General features: G+C 45.7%; 2 protein-coding genes. One reads left to right on the top strand and one right to left on the bottom strand.

The annotated features are described in order from the left end of the window. Positions 1-509: 509 nt before the first annotated feature. A complete protein-coding gene (locus QUA16_RS36585; RefSeq protein WP_333181795.1) occupies positions 510-989 on the top strand; it encodes an HPP family protein in 480 nt (159 codons plus the stop codon). Positions 990-1,132: 143 nt separating this feature from the next. Here QUA16_RS36585 and QUA16_RS36580 read toward each other — a convergent pair whose 3' ends face one another. Further along, positions 1,133-1,594: a phosphodiester glycosidase family protein gene (locus tag QUA16_RS36580; protein ID WP_333109744.1), complete on the bottom strand. Its 462-nt coding sequence runs from the start codon at positions 1,592-1,594 to the stop codon at positions 1,133-1,135. Between the last annotated feature and the right edge of the window lie 84 nt (positions 1,595-1,678).

Below are 1,678 nucleotides of genomic sequence, written 5' to 3'. Positions count from 1 at the left end.
AACAAAATGGTACACCGCATATTTGTCTATAAGTGTATCATTTTGTCTATTTATTCGCTACCTAGGGACTAGCTCTGACGGCTAACGGTGAAGTTTTGCGACTGCCGATAACGTCTGTTGCCAAACCGACCAAACTCGCTAGTCCGTTCCAACTGAGATGTTGCACCATTGTCAATAAGCCTTTTATGAACGGGCTCTGGGGCCGGTTCCACAAGCAGAAAATCTACTCTTTGTGGAACCGGCCGTCCAGCCTGTTAAGCGAGAATGGTGCTCTGGGCGTGAGTTCCAATCGAGTGGTTAGCTGCTGGAGTGGCATAGAAGTAAAAAATCTGTGCTTTTAACTACTTTTTGACCAATTGTTATGATATCTTAACTTTAGCGAACGCTAGTTCCGACAATTTAAGAAACCTGGTTATCAAGTAACGTGATTTATGATTGACCGTAAAAAAATTCGACTGAAATGGGAAAGTTATTGGTTTAAAACCTTTGGGAGATGGGGATCGTGTCCATTGACCTGCCCAATAGACCGACCTCATCCTCGGCATATTGTTTGGAGTTGGATTGGCAGTTTTTTGGCAATTACTGCAACGTCCTATCTTGCCGTAAAAACTAATTCTCCTTTACTAATGGCTCCGTTTGGCGCTACAAGCGTTCTGATCTTTGGTGTCCCTGACAGCCCCTTGGCTCAACCCCGGAATGTCATTGGGGGCAATTTCTTAGCTGCTCTCACCAGTTTAATGATTCTGCATTTTGTCGGTTCTTCTCCCTGGGCGATGGGAATGGCTGTTTCTAGTGCGATCGGAATTATGCAGATTACCAGAACTCTACATCCCCCTTCGGGAGCAGTTGCCTTAGTCGTGATGATGACCCAACCAGACTGGAAATTTTTGCTAACACCTGCTTTTGAGGGATCAATAATCTTGGTCTTGTGCGCCGTCATCTTTAATAATTTAGCGGCAGAAAGGACCTATCCCAACCACTGGTTATAGCATTGTCTCTAATTCTCTCATCCTTCCCTTGGGAGCACTACCCAAAATCTGGATGCTCCCTCGATTCCTTCTTCCTTTTTCGTTCTTTCTTCCATCCGTTAGATCCCGATTCACTGCGCGTTGCCGAACTTCCTGCTGCTAGATCAATCAAAAAACACTGATTTGTCCGGCGTTGGTCGAAATCCCTGTTGAAAGCGTTCCCAGGACTCCTTTAACTGGGCCGGCGCTGGATTTTCGCGATCGTAAACCACAAGCACATTCGTCAAATTCCGTCCCGGCGGCAATAAAATCTGCCCCTGATGAGCCAAACCCACCGAAGCGCCCCCGTCCAAATTCATCGCTTCAAAACAGCCGATGGCTAGCATAACTTTAGCTTCTGCTTCCAAAGACAAACTATCAAGAAAAGTCACCAAAAATAACTTATCTCTCGATGCCGGAAAGCCGATCGCCGTTCTCGAACCCACGCCCAAAACATGAGAATCTTTAAAACCTTCCGACAAAGGAGACAGCCAAACTTTCCCCCCTTTAACCAATCTCGGCCCGCAAGTCAGAGAAAACCAATGTTGACTCCAATCCGGCTTACCCTCAGTTCTAGCCGTCACCATTTCCAATTAGACATCTCCAAAAACAATTAAAGCCTTTGTGTAACTAGGCTGTATGACGTAAATGCAATCATCTTAAATTAGCGA

Source organism: Microcoleus sp. S13_C3 (assembly GCF_036700905.1).
In the GTDB taxonomy this organism is placed as follows: Bacteria; Cyanobacteriota; Cyanobacteriia; order Cyanobacteriales; family Microcoleaceae; genus Microcoleus.
This window is presented reverse-complemented; position numbering and strand designations above follow the sequence as displayed.

Bases quoted from the DNA above. Each gene is read 5' to 3' on its own strand.
- QUA16_RS36580 (WP_333109744.1), bottom strand. From the start codon at position 1,594: ATGGTGACGGCTAGAACTGAGGGTAAGCCGGATTGGAGTCAACATTGG.